Source organism: Bradyrhizobium sp. USDA 3364 (assembly GCF_054056355.1).
Map to the genome: position 1 here is coordinate 4,089,742 of NZ_JBSRYG010000002.1, position 19,246 is coordinate 4,108,987.

Below are 19,246 nucleotides of genomic sequence, written 5' to 3' on the forward strand. Positions count from 1 at the left end.
TTTCAGACCGGGCGCGTGGGCGCGTTCGAGGCGAGATTTCGCTTTGTCGATATGGCGCTTAGCGCCGCTTCGCGAACGTCGTCGCGGAATCGGAAAGCGGGTGGTGCGCGGCACGCGAGCACGAGACCATCTTCGCCATCACACAGGAGATCATCATGCGTAATTTCGATGCCATCGCGGCGCTGCGCGGCGAAGGACTTCATCCCGAGCTGCGGGCGCTGCTCGATCGCGCGGCGATCGCGCCGCGTTCCGAATTGGTCGTCAGGAGTGACGGGATGCTTCAGTCGGGCCCGGACGCAACTCCGGTCGCCGAGCGCAACAATGTCGTGCCGTTGAAGACGAGGGCGGCCTGAGCAACGAGAGCGCGGGCCTCAGTGCCACACCGACTTGTCGGCGTCCCAGCGCTGGCCCTTGAACTCCTTGATCAGCGCGTCGATCGCGCCGTTGTCGTCCTTGGCCTCGCTGCCTTCCTCGTCGCTGCTGGAATCGTCGGACAGATTGAGCTTGGCGCCGGCGCTGTCGTCCGATGTCGAGACGGTCGGGCTCGAGACCCACAACATCAGCTTGTCGGAGCTGCCGGGCTTGTCGGGCGAGACGAGGGCGGTGACCTCGTAATTCTGGGTGAGGCCGAGCGCCGGATAGATCGCGCTGGGCCGCTTCAGCACCAGCTTCAGCTTGCCCGTGTTCGCGTTCCACGTCGCGGAGGCGGGCTTCGCCGAAAGCGTCTTGGCCAGCACGCCTGAGATCGCGGTCGCGAGCTTGTCCTTGTTGACCTTGTCGCCGTCACGCCAGTCGGCGGCGGCGAAGCGGATGGTGCGGTCCATCTCGACCACGCCGCTGGTCCAGCCGGCCGCGGTGACGCCGGCCGCCGCCTTCGCCTTGGCGAGCAGCGCGCCGGCGCGCTCGGGATCGACGGTGAGGTTGATGGTCTGCTCGCCGGAGCGCATCGCGTCGCAAGTGACCGACAGGCTGGAGGTGCCGATCTCGACCGCCTCGCCCTTCAGGCTCTTGAGGAAATCCGCCGCCGCATCGAGCTTCACCCGCACGCCGATCGATTCCGGCGAGACGTCGGTGAAGTCCTTCGGCTGCGGCGTGATGCCGTCCTCGGTGGCCTGATTGTCCTGGAATTCCTTCTCGCTGAGATCGGAATTGTCGGTCGAGGCGACCTCGGTAACGGTCTGGCCGATCGTGATCTGGCCGCGGAACTCAAAGCTGTCGCCGGTCTGCTTGCGGTTCAGCTTGACGCTGATCGGCTGCTTGTCGGCGACGCTCTGGGTGGTGCCGGAGAGCGTCTGGCCGTTGACGGTGAGGTTGGCGACGAAGCGGTCCTTGCGCTCGGAGTTCTTGTCGGCGGGATAGCAGACGTCGAGCACGGCCGCGGTCACGGTCTTGCCCTGGCGGGTTTCCTTCAGCACGACGTCGGCATTGCCGTCCATCAGGCCGTCGATCGAGGTGAAATAGCGCGTCTCGGGTCCGCCACCCGCTGCCGGCTTCGTTTGCAGCTTCATCTGGGCGAGAGCAGGCGCCGAGGCGACGGCAAGACCGAGCAGCAGGAGCGGGAGCGCGCGCATACGATAAGTCCTCGAAGGGCAGAATCGGTTCCGTCGTAACTAGCAAACCTCTGTGTCATTGGCCAAAAAAGAAGGCCGCGTAACGGCGGCCGCGACCATGATCCGGAAAAGTGCGAAGCGGTTTTCCGAAAAGATCATGCTCAACAAGGAGATGAGATCATGATTCGCCTTCGCGAAATCGCATCATGATCTGGATCGTTTTCGACTGAAGTGGAAACTTGTTCGCGTCATGCGCGCTCGTCGGGTTCCTCGCCGTTCTCCAGCCTGCTGCGCAGCGCGGTCACGACGCGGCCCATGGCTTCGATGTCCTTCAGCGAAAGCCCGTCGGCGAGGCCGTTCACCCAGGGCAGTTGCAGGCGCATGGCGGCGTCGAAGGCTTGCTGGCCCTTGGCGGTCAGCACCACGAGCTGGGCGCGGCGGTGATGCGGATTGGTCTCGAATGTGACGAGCCCGTCCCGCTCCAGATCGTTGACGATGCGCTGCACGTTCTGCCTGGCCGCGCCGAGGTCGCGCGCCAGCCATGCGACCGGTTGCGGGCGTTCGGCGGCGATGATGGCGCCGAGGATCTGCCAGCGGGCGCTGGTCAGCCCGAGCCCGGCCACCAGGCGGTCGCCTGACGTGAACAGCAGGCTGTTGAGGCGGAACAGGTCGAGAATCAGGTTGCTCAGGGCTTCGCCGGCCGGGGTTCGCTTGGTTTGCGGCATTTGTCACCATAGGGGTATATTGACATCATAATGTCAATATATACATGTATCCATCATAACGAAATGACATCATAGCACCAAATAAACGGAGCCTACCATGCCGCAGATGCGTCCCCTGGACCCCGCATTCCCGATCGACCGCCAGCTCGCGCTCGACGCCAACAACGTCGTGCTGGTCAACCTCTTCACGCTCGATGCGGCCGACGAGGACACCTTCCTGAAGGCCTGGCAGGACGATGCCGACATCATGAAGCGGCAGCCCGGTTTCATCTCGACCCAGCTGCACCGCGCGCTCGGCGAGAGCCCGGCCTATCTGAATTACGCCGTGTGGGAATCCACCGCCGCCTTCCGCGCCGCCTTCATGAACCCGGAGTTCAGGGCCAAGCTCTCGGCCTATCCGGCCTCGGCAATGGCATCGCCGCATCTGTTCCAGAAGGTCGCGATCCCGGGCGTCTGCGTGGCGTAGTTTCCCATTCGTCGGGGCCGGACTTGTCCCGGCCATGCGCGTCATTGCGAGCCAACGGTCGCGCGAACGCGCGCCCGATGACAGGCTCCGCGAAGCAATCCATCGCGCCGCAAGCGGAAAAATGGATTGCTTCGTCGCTATCGCTCCTCGCAATGACGATGGTGCCAAGCATCACGGCCCGTCGGCGCGAAGTTTGGATGTTGCGTCAATCGGTCAGGTACGGACCAGCATGCCGACGCCGAGCGTGGCAGCGGCAGCCAGGAAGGCGATGTCCAGAAATCGCAGCGGCGCTTTTGGACGATGGCCGGTCGAGCCGGCGATGACGTAATAGAGGCCATAGCCCGCGCCGAGCACGACAAACGTCACCGTCTGCTTGAACCAGAACGTCAGTACGACTGCAAAGTCATCGATGCTGTTCGAGACATAGGCGCGCAACGCGAGCAGCGCGCCGATCGCGTAGAACAGCGCCAGCGTTGACGTCAGCGATTTGGCGTCGCGTGACATGCGATGACCCCTACATCTCGAACGTAATCAAAACTGCAAAAAAGAAGGCCGCCGGGAGGCGGCCTTCGATCTCGATGCGGATGTGCAGGGGGCTCAGAAGCCGCCCATGCCGCCCATTCCACCCATGCCGCCGCCCGGCATCGCCGGCGCCGAGTCCTTCGGCACTTCGGCGACCATGGCCTCGGTGGTCACCAAGAGGCCGGCCACGGAGGAGGCGTCCTGCAGGGCAGTGCGAACCACCTTGGCGGGGTCGATGATGCCCTTGTCGACCATGTCGACATAATCCTCGGTCTGGGCGTCGAAGCCGAAAGTCTCCGACTTGTTCTCGAGGATCTTGCCGACCACGATCGAGCCCTCGACACCGGCGTTCTCCGAGATCTGGCGAACCGGAGCTTCGAGCGCCTTGAGCACGATGTTGATGCCGGCCTGGACGTCGGCATTGGGGTTGGTGAGACGGCCGACCGCCTTCTTGGCGCGCAGCAGCGCGACGCCGCCGCCCGGCACGATGCCTTCCTGCACCGCGGCGCGGGTCGCGTTCAGCGCGTCCTCGACACGGTCCTTCTTCTCCTTGACCTCGACCTCGGTCGCACCGCCGACCTTGATCACGGCAACGCCGCCGGCGAGCTTGGCGAGGCGCTCCTGCAGCTTCTCACGGTCGTAGTCCGAGGTGGTCTCCTCGATCTGCGCCTTGATCTGGCCGACGCGGGCGTCGATGTCCTTCTTCTTGCCGGCGCCCTTGACGATCGTGGTGTTCTCCTTGTCGATCACGATCTTGCCGGCGCGGCCGAGCATGTTGATCGTGACGTTCTCGAGCTTCATGCCGAGGTCGTCGGAGATCAGCTGACCGCCGGTCAGGATCGCGATGTCCTCCAGCATCGCCTTGCGGCGATCGCCGAAGCCCGGCGCCTTGACGGCGGCGACCTTGAGGCCGCCGCGCAGGCGGTTGACGACCAGCGTCGCCAGCGCCTCGCCCTCGACGTCCTCGGCGAGGATCAGCAGCGGACGGCCGGACTGCACCACGGCTTCCAGCACCGGCAGCATCGCCTGCAGGCCGGACAGCTTCTTCTCGTGCAGCAGGATGTAGGCATCCTCGAGCTCGGCGGTCATCTTCTCGGCGTTGGTGATGAAGTAGGGCGAGAGATAGCCGCGGTCGAACTTCATGCCCTCGACGATGTCGACTTCGGTCTCGAGCGACTTGTTCTCCTCGACGGTGATCACGCCCTCGTTGCCGACCTTCTGCATCGCCTGCGCGATCATCTTGCCGATCGCGGCATCGCCGTTGGCCGAGATGGTGCCGACCTGGGCGACTTCCGACGAGGACGCGACCGGCTTGGCGCGCTTCTCGATGTCCTTGATCACGGCCGCGACCGCGGTGTCGATGCCGCGCTTGAGGTCCATCGGGTTCATGCCGGCCGCGACCGACTTGGCGCCCTCGCGGACGATGGCCTGGGCCAGCACGGTCGCGGTGGTGGTGCCGTCACCGGCGGTGTCGTTGGTCTTGGAAGCGACCTCGCGCAGCATCTGCGCGCCCATGTTCTCGAACTTGTCGTCGAGCTCGATCTCCTTGGCGACGGTGACGCCGTCCTTGGTGATGCGGGGCGCGCCGAAGCTCTTCTCGATGACGACGTTGCGGCCCTTCGGGCCGAGCGTCACCTTCACGGCGTTGGCGAGCACGTCGACACCGCGCAGCATGCGGTCGCGGGCGTCTCCGGCGAATTTTACGTCCTTGGCAGCCATTGAATGTACTCCTGGAATGATTGGATGCGATCGCCGGTATCTGCGCTCGTCATCGCCGGGCAAAAGCACGAAGTGCGTCTTCGTGCCAGATGACCCGGCAATCCATCGTCTTTGCGAGACTCTTTCGAAGATTGATGGATGCCCGGGTCAAGCCCGGGCATGACAGTGAAGAGAGCGGCGGGCTCTGGAATCGGTGGGCTTACGCCAGCACGCCCATGATGTCGGACTCCTTCATGATCAGGAGTTCCTGGTTGTCGATCTTGACCTCGGTGCCCGACCACTTGCCGAACAGCACGCGGTCGCCGACCTTGAGGTCGATCGGGATCAGCTTGCCGGCCTCGTCGCGGCCACCCGGGCCGACGGCGACGATCTCGCCCTGCGACGGCTTTTCCTTGGCCGAGTCCGGAATGATGATGCCGCCCTTGGACTTCTCCTCGGCATCGATACGCTTGACCACGACGCGGTCATGCAGTGGGCGGAAGGTGGGTTTAGCCATGACGTTCCCTCTTGGCAGGCTCGGTTTCAGGTCCGGTTCATCGAGACCGGCGTTGGATGCCGGCCCGGTCGGCGCAGGGCAGGACGCCCTGCGCAGTTAGCAATCGTGGTGCAAGAGTGCTAATTGTGGGCCGGGAAATATGGCTTGCAGCAGTTTCTGTCAAGCAAACGGGTTAAGGCCTTGGTGAGGCCAATATAGGATGGTGGACCAGAAACCAAATCGTAGCGATGACGTAATTTTGTCAGACGTCATTGCTCCGTCTTAAGTTTTGCGCTTGGTTGCAGGACGGGTGCAGCCGGGACATAGTCGGGGGATGTATATGATCAGGTCACTCAACGCGCGATTGGTCGCACGGTTCGCGGCTGTCTCGGCGCTGACCACACTTTTGGGGGCCTGCGGCAGCATGAGCCTGCCGTCATTGTCGTCGAACCCCGAGGCCCCACCCTCCGAACCGGGAGTGGCCCCGGAAATGCCTGCGAGCATCCGCCCCGACGAGATCGTTGGCCGCTGGGGTCTCGCCTCGTTCCAGAATCCCGCCGACCGCGCCCGCACCGAGGCCGCCGCGCGCGGCCAGTGCAAGCAGCCTTACGTGATCGGCGCCGGCCAGAACGGCGGCGTCATCATGCATCTGGCCGACCAGGCCACCCCGCAGGAGTTGCGGTTGAAGGGTTCCCCGAGCGGCAAGAACTATATCGGCCCGCCCGGTCCCACGCCCGGCGAGCAGGACCGCGAGATCATCTCGTTCGACGGCCGGGTCATGATCACCCGCTTCGTCGACAAGGACGCCGGCGTCCGTTACGGCAACATGGTCTACGTCCGCTGCGCGCCGAAGGCGTAAGCGACTGGCACGTCATTCCGGGGCGACGCGAAGCATCGAGCCCAAGGTGCGCAATTGCGCACCGGGGAATCTCGATGTGATGATCCCGACCTGAACCTGCTTGCGTGATCGCGCCCTTAAGCAAATGGCCCCGACGAGATCCACGTCGGGGCCATTCGAGATCATCGGCCACCGGTACATCCGCCGGACCATCCGATCACAACCGTCGCTGACAACGGTACTTGGACCGCGCTGGATTGGGCAATCGCTCCATCGAGGTAATCACATTCCGTGCGGAAGCGCTTGCGGCCGGCTCGCGCTGGCGTCAACGAGGACGCGGCCGGGCGCATCAGTTTGTCTTTGCCAGCCGATACGTGCCCTTCTTGTGGCCAACGACCTGACCAATGCCTTCGAAGTTGCTCTTGAGAGGCTCGATGGAAATGACGAGCTCGGCCTGGAGCCCTTCGAATTTGCCAGTCCCGCCGGTGATGTTGCACTTGTTGGGTTGCCCCGGCAGGAAATCGCATTGTTCGAATGTTTGATCGCCGTCCTTGTCGACGTACGTACAGAACCCGCGGACTTCGACAGTCTTCGCCGACGTGTCTCTCAGTCGACTGAACTGGCAGCGTCCACCCATGTTATTGAGCACAGGATTTCCGGCGTCGTTTACTGCTGCCATCGCCTGGTTCAGCAGGTCAAACTCTCGACCGCCGCCGACCGGCATCGGCTTGGGCGGCGGGATTGGTGTTGCAACGAATGTGACCGAGACCGGCCCTTCCGGTGGCATGCTCTGAGCCTGGGCATTGCCAGCCGTCAGAACAGCAGCAATCGAGGACAACGCGACAAGTACGTGAGTAATTGACATTGTTCCCTCCCATAATGGCGTTTGAGAACTAATTGCGTCCTGCGGCAACTCAATCGGCAAAATGAACCGCTTGCAGCAGATTGCAGGCGTTCCTGTTGGGGAGCGCGCAACGGAACGTACAACCCTGCATTGCTTCATTCAAGTTGAGGAGGTCGACCAATTGACGCAGATGGGTCAGCGTCGTTGACGAGGAGCTTCGCTCGGTTTGCGCTGCTTGATGCGTGATGTGTTCTCGTACTGAAGGGCCAGATCACGGACTTGGTCGAATGTTCGTCCAATGCATCCGGCATATGCATGACAATTTTCCTCACACACAGTATGCGTCAGCGACAGCAAAGCGGCCGGCAGACTTCCGACTTCCGACTGCCGCAATTGGCGCAAACTGCATGTGGTCGAGAGAGGGCTCCGACTGATCTCCCAGCTACCTCGACACTGCTTGATCCATCTCAAAGGTCCAGAAGTTCTGGACGTTGGTGCCGATCGCGCAGCTCGGAGCCCGGGCTATCGCCCAAACAAAAACGCCGGCCCGAGGGCCGGCGTTTTGCGTCTTGGTCTGCCAATTCTCAATTGAACATCGCGTCGATGTCGTCCTGCGAGGCGTGGCCGGCGTCGCCGTCGAGCTTCGGGCCGTTGAGCAGGCGGGCATCGCCCTCGCGGGTGTCGACGATTGGCGGGACGTGAGTCTTGATCGCGTCGACGCCGCCCCAGATGTTCATCATCTCGTTGATGTGCTGTTCGATGAACTTCATCGTCTGCATCACCTTGCTGATGCGCTGGCCGGTGAGGTCCTGGAAGTTGCAGGCCTCGAAGATCGAGACCACGCGCTCCTGGATGTCTTCGCTGAGCCGCTTCTGCTGATCGGGCGTGACGTTGTTGGCCAGCGCGCTCGCGGCCTGGTCGATCGCCTCGACCGCTTCGAGGATCTGCTGGGTGGCCTGTTCGGTGCCGCCGACCACGGCGCCGAGCTCGCCATTGACCTTGGCCACCTCCTCGCCGTTGAAGCTCTTGCCGTGCAGCACGGCGATCTCGCGCTTGGTGCGGCTGATGGCATCGTGGATCAGGTCGAGCTCGACCTTGAGCTTCTCGCACTGCTCGACCTGGGCGCGGTAGGTCTCGAGCAGCGCGTGCGTTTCGGCGACCTCGCGCGCGACCGCGGCATCGACGCCGTCGCCGCTGCGCTGCGCCGGTGCTGCGGCCATCTGGGCGCGGATCGAGCGAAGCTCCGCCATGATCTCGCGATGCATCGGACCGAGATCGCCGCCGGCAACTTCCGGCTCCGGCATCACGACCTCACCCATCGCCTGCTCGACACGAAAACGCTTACGCTTCACTGACATGATTTCATTCCCGCCCCTTTACTGCAGTCCGTTCTAGACAGGGCGGATTTAACGTCAGGTTCACGCCGGAACAGTTTGCGCGGACAACGCGCAACCACGCGATACTGCTGATTAACCATGTTGCCGCGGCGTTCATGCAAAATAAACGCTGTCCCGCAAAACCGCGCGGCATTGCCGACGTGGTGAATCGAAACGGCTAATCCGTTTACCAAACCGATGCGGTTTTCATTGCTTATTGACCACGTGCAACGGCGCATCGCGTGCCCTCGCACAGCACGTCACGACGAAACCAGTACAGAGTACGTCGATGTTCAGGAAAACCACGCTTGCGCTGCTCGCCGGCGCCTCTTCGCTTATTGCCATTCCCCATTCCGCCATGGCGATCGACGCGTCGGCTCAGCCCGAGCCCAACGTGATCTACGCCAACCGGGGCGCGCCGCCGCCGCCGACGCGCACCGCCTATGCGCAGCCGCAGCGCTCCAACATGGGCGGCGGCCTCATCGAATTCCTGTTCGGCGATGCGCCATCGTCGCAGGGTTACTCGCCGCAGCCGATGTATCAGCAGCAGCCGGGCTATTACGGCAATCGCCAGGGGCTGCCGCCGATGGATCCGCAGCAGCAGATGATCCGCCAGCAGCAAGAGGCCATGGGCGATCCGACGCAGCAGCCGTTCGATCCGAGATATGAGAAGCAGCTGGTCGACTATGCCGGCAAGGAAAGCGCCGGCACCATCGTCGTCGATACGCCGAACAAGTTCCTCTATCTGGTGCAGGGCGACGGCCGCGCGCTGCGCTACGGCATCGGCGTCGGCCGCCCCGGCTTCACCTGGGCCGGCACCAAGACGATCTCGGCGAAGAAGGAATGGCCGGCCTGGACGCCGCCGCCGGAAATGCTGGCGCGCCGTCCCGACCTGCCGCGGCACATGGAAGGCGGCCCCGAAAATCCGCTCGGCGCGCGCGCGATGTATCTCGGCTCGTCGCTCTACCGCATCCACGGCTCCAACGAGCCCTGGACGATCGGCACCAACGTCTCGTCCGGCTGCATCCGGATGCGCAATGAGGACGTGATCGACCTCTACGGCCGCGTCAATGTCGGCGCCAAGGTCGTCGTGATGTGAGCGCGCAGGACGACGGTGAATCAAAAACGGCCGCTCGATGAGAGCGGCCGTTTGGCTTTCAGGCGACGCGCTTACGCGTAGTCGCTGTCATTGTCTCCGCCACCGTCAAAACCGTCGTCATCATTGTCGAAGCCGTCGGAATCGTGGTCGGTGTTGTAATTGTCGCCATTCCCAGAGCCGTAATTGGTGTCGTTCCTGTCGTTCGACGCCTGGTCGAACAGGCCGGAGCGCGAGCCGCTGTCGCGGTTGGAGCCGACATCGTTGATCCCGGCGTCACGCGCGAGGTCGCTCGACGACTGGTCGCCGCCCCACGGGCGCGAACCGCCGCCAAGGCCGCCGGCATCGGCCAGCGACTGATGGCCGCCGCCGCCCATCATGCCGCGGATGCTGGAGAGCAGCAGCCCGCCGCCGACCACGCCGGCCGCGGCCGCAGCGGCCGTGCCGAGGAACGAGCCGCCACCGCCGCCGGGAGCGCCGCCGCCGAAGGCCGGGGGCTGCGGGCCGCCATAAGGCTGATTGTATTGGGGCTGGCCGTATTGCTGCGGCGGCTGGCCATAGCCGCCACCCGCCTGTTGGATCGCCTGGCCCGAGTTCCAGACCGGGCGGCTGCCGGGATCGCGGTTGCCCATATCGGGCGCGCGCACCGGCGGCACCGAGCCGTGCGGCTGGCCTTGTCCCTGGCCAAAGATCGCGTCGCGCATCGAATCGAGGAAACCGCCGCCCTGCTGCGCACCCTGCGGCTGGCCGACCGCGGCCTCCAGTTCCTGGATCCGGTCATGGGCGCGCTTCAGCGCCTCGTCCTGCACCAGCGCGGTCTGCACCAGCGCGTAGACCGCATTCGGCGCGCTGCGCAGGCCCTGCATGATCGCGGACATGGCCTCGCCGTCGCGCGAGGCATTCTCCAGCTTGGCGAGCCGGTCGAAGAGATCGTCGATCAGTTGGCGTTCTTGCGGTGTCATGGCGTTCTCCATCGCGTCGATCGAATCGGCGCGCCCGAGATGTAGGGCCCGTTTTGTGGCGCAAGGAGTGGGGCCCAGGATTAAATTTATGTATGCGACAATACGACCGGCGGTTCTTCATGAACCTGAAGCGTTTTCGAGCGAAGTGGATACCGGTTCGCGTGAAGAAAACGCGTCAAAACAAGAGTCAGGCCAGTGTAACTTTATTCAGGGCCAGCAGCGCCGGGAAACCGTCGCCGGCGAGATAGGCATGCTCGACCTCGCGCTGCGTCGTCAGCGGATCGAGGCTTTTCAGTGTTTCATCGACGAAACCGGGATGGCACATCACCAGCCCGTCCTCCGGCATGCCGTCGAGAAAGCCACGCATCAGTGCCGCGAAATCATTCTCGCGCGCAAAATCATAGGCGCCGGCGAACGCCGGATTGAAGCGCAAGCCTGAACGCGCCGCCTTGATCCGGAACTGGGTGCTGAGCACGTTCAGCACCAGCGCCTTCGGCGCCGCCAGCTGGCGTGCCAGCGGACCCTCGCGGCCGCACTGCCGCACCCAGGCGTCCGGGGCGCGCTCCCTGACGGCGCGCAGGAAGCCGTCGCGCACCTGCGGGAACAACTGCGCGTGCTGGTGGCCGTCGACGAAGTCCGGCGCGCGGCCGAACAGATCCTGGAAGGCATCGAGTTGCGCCAGCACCTCGGCATGGACCAGCTCGGCGTCGATCCGGTGCATCAGCCCGGCGCGCAACAGCCTTGGAAACGGCAGGAACATGTCGCCGTCGAGTGGGCGGAAATGCAGCGTCAGCGGCCGGAACGGCGCGGTCAGCGTCACGTGCAGCCCGATCGCGCAGCGCGGGCTTTTCGCCACCGAAGCCGTGAGCGCGGCAGCTGCGTCGCGGCCGATCGCCGGCGTCACCATCATCACCGATGTCGCATTGAGCCGGCCGCGCTCGATCAGATCGCGGATCGCGCGGTTGACGCCGTCGCTCAAGCCATAATCGTCAGCACACAGCCAGATCCGGCGCGGCGGAATTTCGCTCATTCGGCGGCGGTCCGCTCGGAGGCATTTTGCGCCGCGCCGCCGTCGGCGTGCTTCTCGGTGTGCTCGGCGACGAAGTAGATCGGCCGTGCTTTCAGCTCGGAGAGGATCTTGCCGATATATTCGCCGACGATGCCGATCATGATCAGCTGCACGCCGCCGATCGTCATCATGCCGATCATCAGCGACGGATAGCCGGGGACCTGCTTGCCGGTGGTCAGCACTTCCCAGAGGATCGAGAGGCCGAACAGGAAGGCCGCGCCGGCGAGCAGCGCGCCGAGCAGGCTGGCGAAGCGCAGCGGCGCCACCGAGAACGAGGTCAGGCCCTCGATCGACAGGCCGATCAGCCGTCCCGCATTGAAGGTGGTGACGCCATGCGCACGCGGCGCCGGCTCGTAGTCGACGCGGATCTGCTTGAAGCCGATCCAGCTGGCAAGGCCCTTGAAGAAGCGGTTGCGCTCCGGCAATTGCCGCAGCGCCGCGGCCGCGCGCGGCGACAGCAGGCGGAAGTCGCCGGCGTCCTCCGGGATCGGCTGCCGCGCACCCCAGTTGATCAGGGCGTAGAAGCCGCGCACGGCAAGCCGCCGCGCCGCCGATTCATTGTCGCGATGCGCCTTCGCGGTGTAGACGACGTCGTAGCCGTCATCGATCCAGTGCGCGACCAGTTGCTCGACCAGCGTCGGCGGATGCTGGCCGTCGCCATCCATGAACAGCACCGCGCCGCGGCGAGCATGGTCAAGGCCGGCCATCAGCGCCGCCTCCTTGCCGAAATTGCGCGACAGCGACACCACCTGCAGATCGAGCCCGTCAGCGGGCAGGCCGCGCGCGATCGCAAGCGTATTGTCCGCGCTGCCGTCGTCGACATAGACCACTTCGCAATCGAGGCCATAGCGGGCGCGCAGCGCCTTGGCGAGATTGATCAGCCGCTCATGCAGCGCAATGAGCCCCGCCGCCTCGTTGTAGACGGGCACGACGATGGACAGACCCTGCGCGGCGGCGGTCTTGGCGGTCGTGGTCAGGCTGGAAACGTCAGAGCCCAGCATCATCGATCAGGTTCCAGAACTAGAGCGTTTCCCAGCGAAATGGGTTCCGGTTCGCGTGGAGAAAACGCGTCAATGCGAGAGATCATCAACACAATATGGTACCGGCGGCCGCCTGTCGCCAACATGAACGGCCGGGCCGACTCATTGTCGCAGGAATGCCTCGAGCCTGGCGAACAGCGGGTTCTCGCGGTCGAACACGTAGTCCAGCGACACCACCGAGACGGTTTCGGCGCCGTGCTCGCGCAGGAAGCTGCCAAGCGCGTAGAGCTTGCCCGGTGGGCAGTGCAGCGTAAGCATGCCCGACGAGGTCGGGCCGCCGAACGGGGTGACCACGCCGAATCGGTTATGCGCCTCGGACAGCAGCGCATCGTTGCAGCCGGCGAAGCGGGTGCGGACCTCGCGGTACTTGCTGGCGCGGGCGCGCGCGGCGATGTGGTCGAAGATGACGCGCGCGGTCTCGCGGGCGCCGGTCGACCAGTCGGCATCCCGCGATGCGACAAGGTTGGCTTGGCTGCGCAGCATCACGCCGTCGTCCAGCACCTTGAGCCCGTTGGCGGCGAGCGTCGCCCCCGTGGTCGTGATGTCGACGATCAACTCGGCGGTGCCGGCCGCGGGCGCGCCTTCGGTGGCCCCGGCGCTTTCCACGATGCGGTAGTCGCCGACGCCGTGCTTGGCGAAGAAGCCGCGCGTCAGGTTGATGTATTTAGTCGCGACCCGCATGCGGTGATTGTGCTGCTCGCGGAAGCCCGATGCGACGTCGTCGAGATCGGCCATGGTGCGAACGTCGATCCAGGCCTGCGGCACCGCGACCACGACATTGGCGTAGCCGAAGCCGAGGCCCTCGATCATCAAGACGCGCTTGTCCGCATCCGGAATGCTCTCGCGCACCAGGTCCTCGCCGGTGACGCCGAGATGCACCGCGCCGCGTGCCAGATTGGCCGCGATCTCGCTCGCCGAGAGATAGGCGATCTCGACATTGTCGACGCCGGGGATGATGCCGCGATAATCGCGCGCGCCGCCGGCCTTCGACAGGGTGAGCCCGGCGCGGGCGAAGAAGCTTTCCGCGTTCTCCTGCAGGCGTCCCTTGGAGGGAACGGCGACGACGAAAGGCGTGCTCATTGGGCGCCTCCGCGACCGGCGGCGTTGCCATGCCGGGTCATCGCCTCGATCCAGACCGAGAAGCCGACCGCGGGGATCGGACTGGCCGAGCCGAGCTGCGTCATCAGCCCATCATAGCGGCCGCCCGCGATCAGCGGCTCGGCGCCGTTGCCGCTGGCGTGCAGCTCGAACTCGAAGCCGGTATAATAGTCGAGGCCGCGGCCGAACGCGGTCGAGAACCGCGTCTTGCGGATGTCGATGCCGCGCGCCGCCATGAAACCGATCCGGCTCTCGAGCTGGTCGATCGCGGCGGCAAGGTTGAGCTTGGCGTCGGAAGCGAGCGCGCGGAGCTGCGCGACCGCGTCGTCGGGATCGCCCGCGATCGACAGAAAGCGCTTGATGGTGGCCACCGCATCGCGCGGCAGCGCGCCGCCCTTCAGCGTCGATTGCTCGAGGAAGCGGTCGGCGATCTCGGCCACCGTGCGGCCGCCGACATTGGTGGTGCCGGCGATCGACATCAGGTCGGTGACCAGCGCCAGCGCCGCCTTGCGGTCGGAGCCGGCGAGCGCGGCGAGCACGCCCTCATATTCGTTGCGGCCCGGCGCGGTCGCCAAGGTCAGCTGCTCGATGTCGTCGGTCAGGGAAACCTTGCGGTTGAAGTCCTTGATCAGCCGGCGCCGCCACACTGGATAGAGCTCGAGCGCGTCGATCAGCGCGTTGAACAGCGCGACGTCGCCGGTGCGGACCTCGACGTCCTTCAACCCGAACGCCGTGGTCGCCTCCAGCGCCAGCGCCAGCATCTCGGCGTCGGCCGCGGCGCGGTCCTGCCGTCCAAATGATTCGATGCCGGCCTGCAGGAACTGGCTCGGCGCGCCGCCGCGATAGCGGAACACCGGCCCGAGATAGCTGAAGCCGGCCGGCTGGCCGGCGCGCGGGGAGGCGAGGTAGTCGCGCGCCACCGGGATCGTGAGGGTCCGGGCGCAGGCAGAGTTCCTCGCCGCTCGGGTCGGACGTCAGGTACAGGCTCTTGCGGATGTCCTCGCCGGAGAGGTCGAGGAACGGCTCGGCCGGCTGCAGGATCGCGGGCTCCGACCTGATGTAGCCGGCCTGCGCGAACGAGGCCAGCAGCGCATCCGCCCAGGACGCCGCCCCAAGGGCGGATCCGGTAGCGGATCCTGCGGCGGATCGTGATGCGGCGGCTTCGGTCATCTCGACGTCCAATTCGCCCCGAGAGCGCGTCCCGGGGCGGGTTCCATGGGTGGCGTTGGCGGAGGCCTTAGCATGACCGATCCATGGTTTCGACAGGGATCAGCCAAGTGGCTTAATGATTGGGTTCGTTAACGATTTTGCGACGGCTTGGCTAGGGGCAGGGCACGCCGAATGGCGAGTGATGTGAGCACGCCGCTCGGGCTCCCTCCCCCCTTGCGGGGGAGGGTCGGGGAGAGGGGTAAGCCCCGGGCTCCAGCGGTCGAGATTTTTAACAGCTCCGCGCAATCCATCCCCTTGTAACGCGAACGTCGCAAGTCTGAAGCCGCGCGAACGTGACACGGCGGAGCAAGCGGCACCCCTCTCCCTAACCCTCCCCCGCAAGGGGGGAGGGAACCCTGCCGCTGTTGCGTCCATCACTACCTCCCCAATCCCCCAACGCCGCCTGCACCAGCGCGAGAGCGGCCACGGCGGCGGTGTCGGCGCGCAGGATGCGCGGTCCAAGGGCGAGACGGAGGATAGAGGGCTGGCGCAGCAGCAGCGCGCGCTCCTCCTCGGCAAAGCCGCCTTCGGGGCCGATCAGGACATCGATCCCGGCATTGGCAGCTTTGGCGGCCTGCAGCGCGTGCACCGGGTTCGCGACCTCGGCGGCTTCGTCGCAGAACACCAAGAGCCGCGCCTGGTCGCGGCCGGCCAGGAAACGTTCGAGGGGCAGGGGGTCGGCCACCTCGGCGAGCGAGATGATGCCGCATTGCTCGGCGGCCTCGACCACATTGGCGCGCATCCGCTCGCCGTTGACCCGCGATACCTGGGTGAACCGCGTCAGCACCGGCACGAGGCGCGCGGCGCCCATCTCGACCGCCTTCTGCACCATGTAGTCGAGCCGCGCGTGCTTCAGCGGCGCGAACACATAGGTGACGTCGGGCAGGCGGTCCTGCGCGCGGGTCTGAGCCGAGATCGTCAGCATGTCGGGGCGCTTGCGGCCGGAAATCGCCGCGCGCCATTCGCCGTCACGGCCGTTGAACGCCAGCACGGTGTCGCCGGCGCCAAGCCGCAGCACGTTGCCGAGATAGTTGCTCTGGTCGCGCTCGAGCGGAACGGTCGCGCCGGCATTGAGCGGGGCATCGACAAACAGGCGGGGGCTGCGAAAATCGAGTTCAGGCATGTGCTGGGTTTCTGACCTGCGTTCTAGCCCAAGGCGGGCTTCATTGCTGCGTGGCAGGTTTACCAAATTGAAGGACACCGTAGTCCCGCGGACTCGTCAGGACGTCGCCGGCCAACTAGTAAACGGGTGTCGATATTTGCTTCTGTCACCAAGTCATTTTTCAAGTCCAAGGGGTCGCTTGCACGCGGCCCCTTTTGCTTTTTTGGTGCACCCGGGCCGCCGAGTGGCGTTACCGAAAATCCTGTTCAGGAATACTTGATGGTCCGGTTTTACCGCCGGTCGTAGCCTAAAGGCTTAGAATCGGGGAACAATTTAATGTGGCCAGTGTGGCCCTACGCCGCGCTGTCGCCCAAATCCACGGGTTGTTAAGGCCTCACAGGAATCGTAAAACGCCCCCAAATTTCGTTGCTTCGTTTTTGTTGCGCTGGGGTTGCCTGGACCTTTTGCCGGAGAAACACCCTCGATGATCCGCCGACTGATCGTGCTGACCGTTGCCGTGACCGCCCTGTCTGCGGGGCAGGCCGCTGCGCAGAGCGCTTTTCCCGCTCCGCTGCCCAATCAACAGGGCCAGGCTGGCACCGCCTCGGATCCCGCGTTTCCGCCGGTCAAGGGTATGCGTCCAAGCCAGGCTGGCACCGCCTCCGATCCTGCGTTCCCGCCGGTCAACGGCGCGCCGGCGGCCAGGGTCGGCGGGGCGCCGTCACCGTTCCCGAGCAATGGTGCGGCCCCGATCGCCGGCGGCGGTCTGTCATCTCCGCCCCCGCCGGCCGCCGAGGGTGGCGGCACCAACGAGGCCTGCATGAAGAATTTCATTCCGTTGCGTGAGGATGCGGAGAAGCGCGGCAAGGCGATCAAGGCCGCGAGCGATCGCCACGCCAGTCCGCAGGAGGCCTGCAAGCTGATCGGCAACTACAGCCAGGCTGAGGTCAAGATGATCAAGTATGTCGACGCCAACGCGTCGAAGTGCGGAATTCCGCCGCAGATCGCCGACCAGCTCAAGAACGGCCACAAGAATACCGAGGCCCTGCTGAAGAAGGTCTGCAACGTCGCGGAGCAGGCGGCGGCGCAGCCGCGCGGGCCTGCGGGGCCGTCGCTGAGCGATGTGCTCGGCTCGTCCGCATCGCTGCCAGAAGCGACGCCGACCAAGAAGGGCGGCAGCACCTTCGATACGCTGAACGGCAACGTTCTCACCCGATGATCGGCCAGCCATGAGCGACGTTTCCACCCGCGTTGCCGACTCCACGGGCAACTGGGTGGATACCCACGCGCCGGTCTGGTCGCGGCCCTATCTGCGGCTCGCGCGCTACGACCGGCCGATCGGCTCCTGGCTGCTGTTGATGCCGTGCTGGTGGTCGGCGGCGCTCGCCGCCGGCGTCGCCCATGATGTCCGCTCGCTGCCGCTCACAGTCCTGCTGTTCTTCATCGGCGCCTTCGTGATGCGCGGCGCCGGCTGCACCTGGAACGACATCACCGACCGCGATCTCGACGCCAGGGTCGAGCGCACGCGGTCGCGGCCGATCCCGGCCGGGCAGGTGACGGTGACGCAGGCCGTGGTCTTCATGGTGCTGCAGGCGCTGATCGGGCTTCTGGTGCTGCTGCAGTTCAACCGCTTCGCGGTGTTGACCGGCATCGCGTCGCTTTTGATCGTCGCGATCTATCCGTTCATGAAGCGGATCACCTGGTGGCCGCAGGTCGTGCTCGGCCTCGCCTTTTCCTACGGCGCCCTGATGGGATTTGCGGTGACGCTCGCGCGCATCGATGCGACCGCGATCGCGCTCTACGCCGGATCGATCGCCTGGGTGATCGCCTACGACACCATCTACGCCCATCAGGATGCCGAGGATGACGCGCTGATCGGCGTCAAATCCACCGCGCGGCTGTTCGGCGCGCGCACCCACCGCGCGCTGGTGATTTTCTACGGCCTCGCGGTGCTCTTGATCGGGGTGGCCTTCGCGCTCGCAGGGGCGCGCTGGCCGGCCTGGATCGGCCTTGCCGCGTTCGCGCTGCATCTCGCCTGGCAGGTCCGCCGGCTCGACATCAGCGACCCCGCGCTCTGCCTGCGCATCTTCAAGTCCAACCGCGACGCCGGTCTCATCCTGTTCGCGAGCCTGGTCGTCGACGCGGTGCTGCGCGCGGGGTAATCGCTGCGTCTCTGGAATACTGGATCACCCGCATTCGCGGGTGATGACACGGCGTGAATTATCCACCGCCGTCGTCCTGGCGAAAGCCAGGACCCATTACCCCAACAGCGCATTGTTGCGCGATGCTGGGGCCACGATCCCGCTCACGATCCAACGCGGTGGTTATGGGTCCTGGCTTTCGCCAGGACGACAGCGGTGGTGAGGCGGGCTGCGTGCGAAGAAGCTGCGAACTCAATCCCGCGCGATGATTTCGCGCTCGTCGCGATGCACGCTGGCTTCGTTGAGCTGGACGCCGGCGCGGCGGCGGACCAGGAATTTCGGGCGGCGGGCGCGGATCGCGTTGCGGCGACGGCGGCGCGCCGAAGGCGTCCGCGGCGCCGGTTCGTTCAGTTGCGGCAGACGGAAGATGTCGCTCCACATCTGCCAGGCGGAGCTGATCTCGTCGGCGTCAGAACTGGAGCCGAGCGGAATGGTGAGCGCGGGATCGCGGTGAACCAGCACCAGCATCTGCGCGTCGTCGATGCCGCGCACGGCGACGCCGAGGAAATCGCTGACGCGAACATTGACCGCCATCCGCATGCCGAGAACGGCGCGGCGCAGCACGACATGTTCGCGATGAAGCTCGACCTGCCGCATGCCGCCATCCGCGCGCGCATCCTGTGCGTGGAAGCTGAGCGGAAGGGAAAGAGGGTCGAGCCGCAGTGCGCAGCTCGACCCGGCGGAATTGATTCCGCTTGTTGGTGTTTGACGCCTCAAGGCCTTATCTCCCCGCCGGGATTATGTTCCCGGTCGATGTGTGAGAGCCTAGCCGACCGATCGCCGTTTCGGCTTAAAAAGCCTGGTTAACCGCTCCTCACCTGGCGCCATGATTGACAAGAGGTTGGCCCGCATGATTGACGAAGCCTTGCGCCGATCACTCAAATCTTTGTTGCCCGCCGGTGCAAAGTGCTTGAAATCCCTGTGAATCCGGCACATCTGGTGAGGTCTGTCGAT

At 65.1% G+C, this 19,246-nt stretch carries 19 protein-coding genes and 1 pseudogene; 6 read left to right on the forward strand and 14 right to left on the reverse strand.

The window, feature by feature from the left end; translation table 11 throughout:
- Nucleotides 1–155: 155 nt before the first annotated feature.
- The gene (locus ACVILL_RS19305) at nucleotides 156–353 is read left to right on the forward strand and encodes a hypothetical protein (protein WP_456730509.1); all 198 of its coding nucleotides are present in this window, start codon (nucleotides 156–158) and stop codon (nucleotides 351–353) included.
- Between the two features lie 18 nt (nucleotides 354–371).
- Here ACVILL_RS19305 and ACVILL_RS19310 read toward each other — a convergent pair whose 3' ends face one another.
- Nucleotides 372–1,571 carry a hypothetical protein gene (locus tag ACVILL_RS19310; protein ID WP_456730510.1) on the reverse strand — a complete coding sequence of 400 codons (1,200 nt, stop codon included), beginning with the start codon at nucleotides 1,569–1,571 and terminating at the stop codon, nucleotides 372–374.
- A gap of 227 nt (nucleotides 1,572–1,798) precedes the next feature.
- A complete protein-coding gene (locus ACVILL_RS19315; RefSeq protein WP_456730511.1) occupies nucleotides 1,799–2,275 on the reverse strand; it encodes a MarR family winged helix-turn-helix transcriptional regulator in 477 nt (158 codons plus the stop codon).
- Nucleotides 2,276–2,372: 97 nt separating this feature from the next.
- Here ACVILL_RS19315 and ACVILL_RS19320 point away from each other — a divergent pair, with 97 nt between their 5' ends.
- Nucleotides 2,373–2,741 carry an antibiotic biosynthesis monooxygenase family protein gene (locus tag ACVILL_RS19320; protein WP_456730512.1) on the forward strand — a complete coding sequence of 123 codons (369 nt, stop codon included), beginning with the start codon at nucleotides 2,373–2,375 and terminating at the stop codon, nucleotides 2,739–2,741.
- 213 nt (nucleotides 2,742–2,954) lie between these two features.
- On the opposite strand, the gene ACVILL_RS19325 is transcribed toward ACVILL_RS19320, so the two are convergent.
- The 3 genes from ACVILL_RS19325 to ACVILL_RS19335 form a co-directional block, all read right to left on the reverse strand.
- Entirely contained in the window at nucleotides 2,955–3,245 is a 291-nt protein-coding gene (locus ACVILL_RS19325) for a hypothetical protein (protein WP_456730513.1), read from the reverse strand.
- Nucleotides 3,246–3,338: 93 nt separating this feature from the next.
- Entirely contained in the window at nucleotides 3,339–4,982 is a 1,644-nt protein-coding gene (gene groL, locus ACVILL_RS19330) for a chaperonin GroEL (protein ID WP_456730514.1), read from the reverse strand.
- Between the two features lie 199 nt (nucleotides 4,983–5,181).
- The gene (locus ACVILL_RS19335; RefSeq protein WP_456730515.1) at nucleotides 5,182–5,478 is read right to left on the reverse strand and encodes a co-chaperone GroES; all 297 of its coding nucleotides are present in this window, start codon (nucleotides 5,476–5,478) and stop codon (nucleotides 5,182–5,184) included.
- A gap of 319 nt (nucleotides 5,479–5,797) precedes the next feature.
- Here ACVILL_RS19335 and ACVILL_RS19340 point away from each other — a divergent pair, with 319 nt between their 5' ends.
- Nucleotides 5,798–6,316: a hypothetical protein gene (locus tag ACVILL_RS19340; RefSeq protein WP_456730516.1), complete on the forward strand. Its 519-nt coding sequence runs from the start codon at nucleotides 5,798–5,800 to the stop codon at nucleotides 6,314–6,316.
- A gap of 328 nt (nucleotides 6,317–6,644) precedes the next feature.
- Here the strand turns inward: ACVILL_RS19340 and ACVILL_RS19345 are convergent, their stop codons facing one another.
- Both ACVILL_RS19345 and ACVILL_RS19350 read right to left on the reverse strand, forming a co-directional pair.
- Nucleotides 6,645–7,160 (reverse strand): hypothetical protein, encoded by a 516-nt coding sequence (locus ACVILL_RS19345; RefSeq protein ID WP_456730517.1) that lies wholly within the window; start codon nucleotides 7,158–7,160, stop codon nucleotides 6,645–6,647.
- Between the two features lie 563 nt (nucleotides 7,161–7,723).
- Nucleotides 7,724–8,497, reverse strand: coding sequence for a protein phosphatase CheZ (locus ACVILL_RS19350; RefSeq protein ID WP_456730518.1), 774 nt, complete (start codon nucleotides 8,495–8,497; stop codon nucleotides 7,724–7,726).
- A 307-nt stretch (nucleotides 8,498–8,804) separates the two neighbouring features.
- Here ACVILL_RS19350 and ACVILL_RS19355 point away from each other — a divergent pair, with 307 nt between their 5' ends.
- Nucleotides 8,805–9,614, forward strand: coding sequence for a L,D-transpeptidase (locus tag ACVILL_RS19355; protein WP_456730519.1), 810 nt, complete (start codon nucleotides 8,805–8,807; stop codon nucleotides 9,612–9,614).
- A gap of 71 nt (nucleotides 9,615–9,685) precedes the next feature.
- Here ACVILL_RS19355 and ACVILL_RS19360 read toward each other — a convergent pair whose 3' ends face one another.
- From ACVILL_RS19360 to ACVILL_RS19385, 6 genes and pseudogenes are all read right to left on the reverse strand, one after another.
- Entirely contained in the window at nucleotides 9,686–10,573 is an 888-nt protein-coding gene (locus tag ACVILL_RS19360) for a DUF2076 domain-containing protein (RefSeq protein ID WP_456730520.1), read from the reverse strand.
- 187 nt (nucleotides 10,574–10,760) lie between these two features.
- On the reverse strand, nucleotides 10,761–11,603 hold the full coding sequence (locus ACVILL_RS19365) for a ChbG/HpnK family deacetylase (protein ID WP_456730521.1): 843 nt from the start codon (nucleotides 11,601–11,603) through the stop codon (nucleotides 10,761–10,763).
- On the reverse strand, nucleotides 11,600–12,646 hold the full coding sequence (locus ACVILL_RS19370; protein WP_456730522.1) for a glycosyltransferase family 2 protein: 1,047 nt from the start codon (nucleotides 12,644–12,646) through the stop codon (nucleotides 11,600–11,602). The genes ACVILL_RS19365 and ACVILL_RS19370 overlap by 4 nt, the downstream gene beginning before the upstream one ends.
- A gap of 138 nt (nucleotides 12,647–12,784) precedes the next feature.
- Complete coding sequence (gene hisG, locus ACVILL_RS19375; RefSeq protein WP_456730523.1) at nucleotides 12,785–13,762, reverse strand: ATP phosphoribosyltransferase; 978 nt, start codon at nucleotides 13,760–13,762, stop codon at nucleotides 12,785–12,787.
- Nucleotides 13,759–14,950 (reverse strand): annotated as a pseudogene (locus tag ACVILL_RS19380) (ATP phosphoribosyltransferase regulatory subunit). Before ACVILL_RS19380 ends, hisG begins: the two are co-directional and overlap by 4 nt.
- 364 nt (nucleotides 14,951–15,314) lie before the next feature.
- A complete protein-coding gene (locus ACVILL_RS19385) occupies nucleotides 15,315–16,112 on the reverse strand; it encodes a 16S rRNA (uracil(1498)-N(3))-methyltransferase (RefSeq protein WP_456730524.1) in 798 nt (265 codons plus the stop codon).
- 463 nt (nucleotides 16,113–16,575) lie between these two features.
- Here ACVILL_RS19385 and ACVILL_RS19390 point away from each other — a divergent pair, with 463 nt between their 5' ends.
- Both ACVILL_RS19390 and ubiA read left to right on the forward strand, forming a co-directional pair.
- Entirely contained in the window at nucleotides 16,576–17,310 is a 735-nt protein-coding gene (locus tag ACVILL_RS19390; RefSeq protein ID WP_456730525.1) for a hypothetical protein, read from the forward strand.
- Nucleotides 17,311–17,320: 10 nt separating this feature from the next.
- On the forward strand, nucleotides 17,321–18,253 hold the full coding sequence (ubiA, locus tag ACVILL_RS19395; RefSeq protein WP_456730526.1) for a 4-hydroxybenzoate octaprenyltransferase: 933 nt from the start codon (nucleotides 17,321–17,323) through the stop codon (nucleotides 18,251–18,253).
- Nucleotides 18,254–18,484: 231 nt separating this feature from the next.
- Here ubiA and ACVILL_RS19400 read toward each other — a convergent pair whose 3' ends face one another.
- A complete protein-coding gene (locus ACVILL_RS19400) occupies nucleotides 18,485–19,009 on the reverse strand; it encodes a DUF6101 family protein (RefSeq protein WP_456730527.1) in 525 nt (174 codons plus the stop codon).
- Nucleotides 19,010–19,246 lie beyond the last annotated feature (237 nt).

Bases quoted from the DNA above. Each gene is read 5' to 3' on its own strand.
- ACVILL_RS19305 (WP_456730509.1), top strand. From the start codon at position 156: ATGCGTAATTTCGATGCCATCGCGGCGCTGCGCGGCGAAGGACTTCAT.
- ACVILL_RS19310 (WP_456730510.1), bottom strand. From the start codon at position 1,571: ATGCGCGCGCTCCCGCTCCTGCTGCTCGGTCTTGCCGTCGCCTCGGCG.
- ACVILL_RS19315 (WP_456730511.1), bottom strand. From the start codon at position 2,275: ATGCCGCAAACCAAGCGAACCCCGGCCGGCGAAGCCCTGAGCAACCTG.
- ACVILL_RS19320 (WP_456730512.1), top strand. From the start codon at position 2,373: ATGCCGCAGATGCGTCCCCTGGACCCCGCATTCCCGATCGACCGCCAG.
- ACVILL_RS19325 (WP_456730513.1), bottom strand. From the start codon at position 3,245: ATGTCACGCGACGCCAAATCGCTGACGTCAACGCTGGCGCTGTTCTAC.
- groL (WP_456730514.1), bottom strand. From the start codon at position 4,982: ATGGCTGCCAAGGACGTAAAATTCGCCGGAGACGCCCGCGACCGCATG.
- ACVILL_RS19335 (WP_456730515.1), bottom strand. From the start codon at position 5,478: ATGGCTAAACCCACCTTCCGCCCACTGCATGACCGCGTCGTGGTCAAG.
- ACVILL_RS19340 (WP_456730516.1), top strand. From the start codon at position 5,798: ATGATCAGGTCACTCAACGCGCGATTGGTCGCACGGTTCGCGGCTGTC.
- ACVILL_RS19345 (WP_456730517.1), bottom strand. From the start codon at position 7,160: ATGTCAATTACTCACGTACTTGTCGCGTTGTCCTCGATTGCTGCTGTT.
- ACVILL_RS19350 (WP_456730518.1), bottom strand. From the start codon at position 8,497: ATGTCAGTGAAGCGTAAGCGTTTTCGTGTCGAGCAGGCGATGGGTGAG.
- ACVILL_RS19355 (WP_456730519.1), top strand. From the start codon at position 8,805: ATGTTCAGGAAAACCACGCTTGCGCTGCTCGCCGGCGCCTCTTCGCTT.
- ACVILL_RS19360 (WP_456730520.1), bottom strand. From the start codon at position 10,573: ATGACACCGCAAGAACGCCAACTGATCGACGATCTCTTCGACCGGCTC.
- ACVILL_RS19365 (WP_456730521.1), bottom strand. From the start codon at position 11,603: ATGAGCGAAATTCCGCCGCGCCGGATCTGGCTGTGTGCTGACGATTAT.
- ACVILL_RS19370 (WP_456730522.1), bottom strand. From the start codon at position 12,646: ATGATGCTGGGCTCTGACGTTTCCAGCCTGACCACGACCGCCAAGACC.
- hisG (WP_456730523.1), bottom strand. From the start codon at position 13,762: ATGAGCACGCCTTTCGTCGTCGCCGTTCCCTCCAAGGGACGCCTGCAG.
- ACVILL_RS19385 (WP_456730524.1), bottom strand. From the start codon at position 16,112: ATGCCTGAACTCGATTTTCGCAGCCCCCGCCTGTTTGTCGATGCCCCG.
- ACVILL_RS19390 (WP_456730525.1), top strand. From the start codon at position 16,576: ATGATCCGCCGACTGATCGTGCTGACCGTTGCCGTGACCGCCCTGTCT.
- ubiA (WP_456730526.1), top strand. From the start codon at position 17,321: ATGAGCGACGTTTCCACCCGCGTTGCCGACTCCACGGGCAACTGGGTG.